Genomic DNA, 5516 nt, shown 5'->3' on the forward strand with positions numbered 1-5516 from the left:
AACCCCTAGCCCATCCGTCATTCCGGGGTTCGCCAACGGGTCGGCGCAGAGCGCCGCCCGATGACAGGCTCCGCGAGAGCCCGGAATGACGACGGAGACCTCGGTTCGGCGAGCCCGCGGCCTTCTGTCACCCAGCCCCCGTTACTTGCCTTTGAAGTTGGGCGCACGCTTGTTGAGGAAGGCGTCCATGCCCTCGCGGAAATCCTCGCTCATATAGGCGCGCAGGATCAGGTCCTCGCCCTCCTCGCGCGACAGCGTGCGGCGGATGCGGCGGACCGCTTCCTTGGTCACTTCGAGCGTGATCGGCGCGTGGCCGGCGACGAGCTTCGCCGTCTCGGTGGCGCGGCGCTGCAACGTTTCCACATCGGGGACGACTTCGTTCAACAGCCCGAGCGCCAGCGCTTCCGGCGCCTCGACGAGGCGCGCCTTGAAGATCAGATCCTTGGTCCGCGCCGGACCGATCAGCGACACCAGCCGCGAGATGTTGGACATCGAGAGGCAGTTGCCGAGCGTGCGCGCGATCGGGAAGCCGATCCGCGTCGCCTCGGTGCCGATCCGGATATCGCAGCAGGCGGCGATGCCGGCGCCACCGCCGGTGCACGCGCCGGCGATCGCCGCGATCACAGGCACACGGCACTGCTCGAGCGTTCCCAGCACGCGATCGATCCGCGCCTCATAGTCGAGCGCATCCTGCGCCGTCTTGAACGCGCGGAACTGCGAGATGTCGGTGCCCGAGGCGAACGCCTTGTCGCCCGCGCCGGTCATGATCAGCACCTTGATGGAGTGATCCTGATTGATGTTCTCGCATATCGCGGCCATCTGCTCGTACATCGCAAAGGTCAGCGCATTGCGCGCCTGCGGCCGGTTGAACGTGATGCGCGCGATCCCGTCCTCGACGGAGTAGATCAGGTCTTCGGTCGAAGTGACGGGCGCGTTCATGTCTCGCTCTTTCTGTTGTTTGCGATTCGATTTCAGGCGACAGCCCTTTAAGCGACAGCCCTCGACTGTGCGGCGTCGCGGCCCTTCAGGACCTCCATCGCCGCCAGCACGCCGCCGCTGCGATGCGGCACCTTGGCCAGATCGAGCCCCATCTCGACGCCGGACAGCGTGCCCATCAGCATCAGGTCGTTGAAGTGGCCGATATGCCCGATCCGGAACACCTTGCCCTTGACCTTGTTGAGGCCGGTGCCGAGCGACATGTCGAAATTCTCCAGCACGACCTTGCGGAAATGATCGGCATCGTGGCCGTCGGGTACCCGCACCGCGGTCAGCGCCGGCGAGTGTGCGCCCTGCTCCTGGCATTGTGTCTCGAGGCCCCAGACCTTGATCGCCGCGCGCGTCGCTTCGCTGTGGCGCTTGTGGCGGGCGAAGACGTTCTCGAGGCCCTCCTCCTCCAGCATCTTCACGGCCTCGCGCAGGCCGAACAGGAGGTTGGTGGCGGGCGTATACGGCCAGGTGCCGGCCTTGTTGATGTTGATGACTTCCTGCCAATCCCAATAGGAGCGCATGCCCGGATTGGCCTTGGCCACGGCGAGCGCCTTCTCCGACACGGCGTTGAAGCCGAGGCCGGGCGGCAGCATCAGCCCCTTCTGGGAGCCGGCGATGGAGACATCGATGCCCCAGGCATCATGCTCATATTCCAGCGAGCCGAGGCCGGATATGGTGTCGACCATCAAGAGCGCCGGATGCTTCAACGTGTCGAGGATCTTGCGGACGTCGCGCGGATAGGTGACGCAGGCGGTCGAGGTCTCGTTATGGACCACGCAGACCGCCTTGATCTTGTGCGCCTTGTCGGCGGACAGCCTGGCCTCGATCTGCTCGAGGTCGGCGCCGTGGCGCCAGTCGCCCGATATGAAGTCGACGTCGAGCTTGAACTTGTCGGCAATGCCATGCCACAGCACGGCGAACTGCCCGGTCTCGCACATCAGGACCTTGTCGCCGGGCTGCAGCGTGTTGACGATCGCGGCCTCCCAGGCGCCGGTCCCCGACGACGGGTAGATGATCACGGGCTGCTTGGTCCGGAACACACGCTGCATCGCAGAAAGCACGGCAAAACCGATCTCGGCGAACTCGGGACCGCGATGGTCCATGGTCGGCATATCCATGGCCCGCAGCACCCGGTCCGGCACGTTGGTCGGTCCCGGAATCTGCAGAAAATGCCTTCCAGTATGCACGGTCATGAGCGTCTTTCCCGGTCTCGTCTTGGTCGTGGTGAGCCGCTCGCATATCACTATTCGCCGGGTTTGTCCTAGGCCCGGCGGGGGTCGGTCATGCATATCTGACGGCGCTCCGCCGGGCCGGCAGCGCCTCATTCGGCGGCCACCACCTTGCCCGGCACCACCGATTCGTTCGTCTCCTCGAACGGCCGCTCGGGATGCATCAGGAACGCCGAGAAACCGCCGACCAGCAGCAGGCCCATCGACATCAGGAACGGCAGGTACCAGTTTCCGGTGGCGTCGATGACGAAGCCGGCGACCAGCGGCGAGACGATGGCCGCGAAAGCCGAGCCGGTGTTCATGATCCCCGCGGCGGTGCCGGAATATTTCGCCGCGATGTCCATCGGGATCGACCACATGGGCCCGATCACGAGCTCGGCACAGAAGAATCCGGCCGACAGGCAGAGCGCCACCACCGTGATGTCGTGAACGAACAGGATCGGCATCAGCGACAGCAGCGCGCCGGCGAAGCCCACGACCGTCACGCTGAGCCGCGCCAGCCGTACATTGCCGGTGCGCTCGAGAATGCGGTCGGAGATGACGCCGCCGACGCTGTCGCCGACGACGCCGGCAAAGAACACGCCGGATGCGAACAGCGCCGAGTTCTTCAGATCGAGGCTGTAGTTGTTCTTGAAGAACAGCGGCAGCCAGTTGAGATAGAGCCACAGGCACCAGCCGTAGCAGAAATAGGTCAGCGTCACCGGCCACATCCGCTGCAGCAGCGGTCCCCACGGCACCTTCGGCCGCTCGCCCTGCGGACGCGGCGGCAAGGTCGCAAGCTCGGCCGCGGTGATCGAGCCATGGTCCCGCGGCTCGTTGCGGAAATACCAGACCCACGCGATGCCCCAGATCAGGCTGACAACGCCGAGCACGACGAACGCGCCGCGCCAGGTCAGCCAGAGGATCAGGAGCGCGACCACCGGCGGAGTGATCGCATTGCCGAGCCGTGCGAACGAATGCGTCAGGCCTTGCGCGAAGCCGCGGCGGTTCGCAGGCGTCCAGTACTGCATCGCGCGCGTCGCGGTCGGAAATGTCGCGCCTTCGCCGAACCCCAGCGCGAAACGCGCGACGAACAGCGCGGCAAGGCCATGGACAAAGCCGGTCATGATGGTCGCCGCGGCCCAGATCATGCCGCACCAGAACAAGGTCTGGCGCGGCCCGAAGCGATCGCCGACCCAGCCGCCGATCACCTGGAACAGCAGGTACGGATAGGCGAAGGCCGAGAACACCAGACCGAGCTCGGTGTTGGACAGGCCGAGCTCCTTCTGGATCTCGCCGGCCGCGGTGCCGATGTTCACCCGGTCCACATAGGTGATGAAGTACATCACGCAGAGCATGGCCAACACGACATGGGTGGCCTTGAACCGAAGCCTCATATCATCCCCTCCCCCGATCCGCGATTGTTCTGAGTTCGTTGTGCTGCGGATGCCGTGGCTGCTAGGTGCTGACCACCTTCAGATGCGACGACGCGTTGCGCTGGTCGCGCTGCTCGAGAAGCCGCATCGCGGCCTCGACGCCTCCCGGGCGATGCGGGACGCCGGCGACCGACAGCCCCATCTCGACGCCGGTCAGCGCGCCAAGCAGCGTCAGCTCGTTGCACTCGCCGAGATGACCGATGCGGAACACCTTGCCCGCGACCTTCGACAGGCCGGCGCCGAGCGACATGTTGAAATTGTCGAGCACGACCTTGCGGAACTGATCGGCATCATGGCCGGGCGGCATCATCACCGCGGTCAGCACCGGCGAGAATTCCGAGGGCTCCTGGCACAGCACCTCGAGCCCCCACTGATTGACGGCGGCGCGCGTGGCGGCGGCCAGCCGCTGATGGCGGGCGAACACGTTGTCGAGCCCCTCCTCCAACAGCATCGCGATCGCCTCGCGCAGCCCGTAGAGCAGGTTCGTCGCCGGCGTATAGGGGAAGAAGCCCTTGGCGTTCGGCTTCAGCATTTCCTCCCAGTCGAAATAGGAGCGCGGCATCCGGTTGGTGCGCGACGCGGCGCGCGCCTTCTCCGAGATGGCGTTGAAGCCGAGGCCAGGCGGCAGCATGAAGCCCTTCTGCGAGCAGCTGACGCTGACGTCGACCTTCCACTCGTCGTGCCGGTAATCGACCGAGCCCAGCGAGGAAATGGTGTCGACCATCAGGAGCGCCGGATGCGCGGTGCGGTCGATGGCGGCACGGATGTCCGAGATCCGGCTGGTCGCGCCGGTCGAGGTCTCGTTGTGGACGACCATCACCGCCTTGATGCTGTGCGCGGTGTCGGCGGCAAGCCTGGCTTCAATCTGGATCGGGTCGGCGCCACGGCGCCAGTCGCCGGGCATGAAATCCACCTCGATGCCAAAGCGGCCGGCCATCTGCCGCCACAGGGTGGCGAAGTGGCCGGTCTCGACCATCAGGACCTTGTCGCCCGGCGACAGGGTATTGACGATCGCGGCCTCCCAGGCGCCGGTCCCGGATGACGGGAAGATCACCACCGGACCCCTGGTCTGAAACACCTTCTGGCTGCCCTCGAGCACGGCACGGCCGAGCGCGGCGAATTCGGCGCTGCGGTGGTCGATGACCGGCATGTCCATCGCCCGAAGAATGCGATCCGGGACCGGGCTCGGCCCTGGAATCTGCAGAAAATGGCGCCCTTGATGCATGAGAACCTCCCAATCGCCGGATTTCGACTCCTCGGCGAGTTATTTTGCATTCATTTTTTGTCTTTTCAATCCAATTTTGGTATTCGATTGAAAGCATCGACGCGACCGCGCCGGCAAATTATTGTTCAGAATATGAAATCCGCGATTCCCGAAGCCGGGGTTCCGATCAGCCCGCCCGCCGCCGGCAACGGCGGCGACCGCCAGGAGGCCTCGCTTCACGGCGAGATCCTGCTGCGGCTCCGCGACTATGTGGTGGAAGGCAACATTCCCGAGGGCGCCCGCGTTCCAGAGCGGCAGCTCTGCGAGATGCTGGGCATCTCCAGGACGCCGCTGCGCGAAGCGCTCAAGGTGCTGGCCGCCGAAGGCCTGATCGAGCTCTTGCCCAACCGCGGCGCGCGGGTGCGCCGGCTCAGCCCGCGCGACCTCGAGGAGCTGTTCGACGTCATGGCCGGGCTCGAGAGCCTCGCCGGACGACTGGCATGCGAGATCATCACCGACGAGGAAATCGTCGCGATCGAGCGCCTGCACTACGAGATGTACGGCCATTATCTGCACCGCGACATGCACGGCTATTTCCAGACCAACCAGCAAATCCACGAGAGCATCGTTGCGGCCGCGCGCAACGAGGCGCTGAAGGCGACCTACGCCAACTTCGCCGGC

At 65.4% G+C, this 5516-nt stretch carries 5 protein-coding genes; 1 reads left to right on the top strand and 4 read right to left on the bottom strand.

All coding sequences use genetic code 11. The features are described from left to right. Positions 1-141 precede the first annotated feature (141 nt). From AKL29_RS08580 to AKL29_RS08595, 4 genes are all read right to left on the bottom strand, one after another. Positions 142-939: an enoyl-CoA hydratase/isomerase family protein gene (locus tag AKL29_RS08580; RefSeq protein ID WP_050383827.1), complete on the bottom strand. Its 798-nt coding sequence runs from the start codon at positions 937-939 to the stop codon at positions 142-144. A 47-nt stretch (positions 940-986) separates the two neighbouring features. After that, entirely contained in the window at positions 987-2180 is a 1194-nt protein-coding gene (locus AKL29_RS08585; RefSeq protein ID WP_050383828.1) for a pyridoxal-phosphate-dependent aminotransferase family protein, read from the bottom strand. A gap of 128 nt (positions 2181-2308) precedes the next feature. Beyond that, complete coding sequence (locus tag AKL29_RS08590) at positions 2309-3592, bottom strand: MFS transporter (RefSeq protein ID WP_050383829.1); 1284 nt, start codon at positions 3590-3592, stop codon at positions 2309-2311. A gap of 61 nt (positions 3593-3653) precedes the next feature. Beyond that, complete coding sequence (locus tag AKL29_RS08595; protein WP_050383830.1) at positions 3654-4856, bottom strand: pyridoxal-phosphate-dependent aminotransferase family protein; 1203 nt, start codon at positions 4854-4856, stop codon at positions 3654-3656. 132 nt (positions 4857-4988) lie between these two features. On the opposite strand from AKL29_RS08595, the gene AKL29_RS08600 reads away from it, so the two are divergent. Beyond that, the coding region (locus AKL29_RS08600; protein WP_244481848.1) for a GntR family transcriptional regulator at positions 4989-5516 on the top strand (528 nt) is incomplete at its 3' end.

It is taken from the genome of Bradyrhizobium pachyrhizi, assembly GCF_001189245.1.
GTDB classification, from domain to species: Bacteria; Pseudomonadota; Alphaproteobacteria; order Rhizobiales; family Xanthobacteraceae; genus Bradyrhizobium; species Bradyrhizobium pachyrhizi.

What these genes read in the sequence shown, in the direction of transcription:
- AKL29_RS08580 (WP_050383827.1), bottom strand. Translation starts at nt 939, where the DNA reads ATGAACGCGCCCGTCACTTCGACCGAAGACCTGATCTACTCCGTCGAG.
- AKL29_RS08585 (WP_050383828.1), bottom strand. Translation starts at nt 2,180, where the DNA reads ATGACCGTGCATACTGGAAGGCATTTTCTGCAGATTCCGGGACCGACC.
- AKL29_RS08590 (WP_050383829.1), bottom strand. Translation starts at nt 3,592, where the DNA reads ATGAGGCTTCGGTTCAAGGCCACCCATGTCGTGTTGGCCATGCTCTGC.
- AKL29_RS08595 (WP_050383830.1), bottom strand. Translation starts at nt 4,856, where the DNA reads ATGCATCAAGGGCGCCATTTTCTGCAGATTCCAGGGCCGAGCCCGGTC.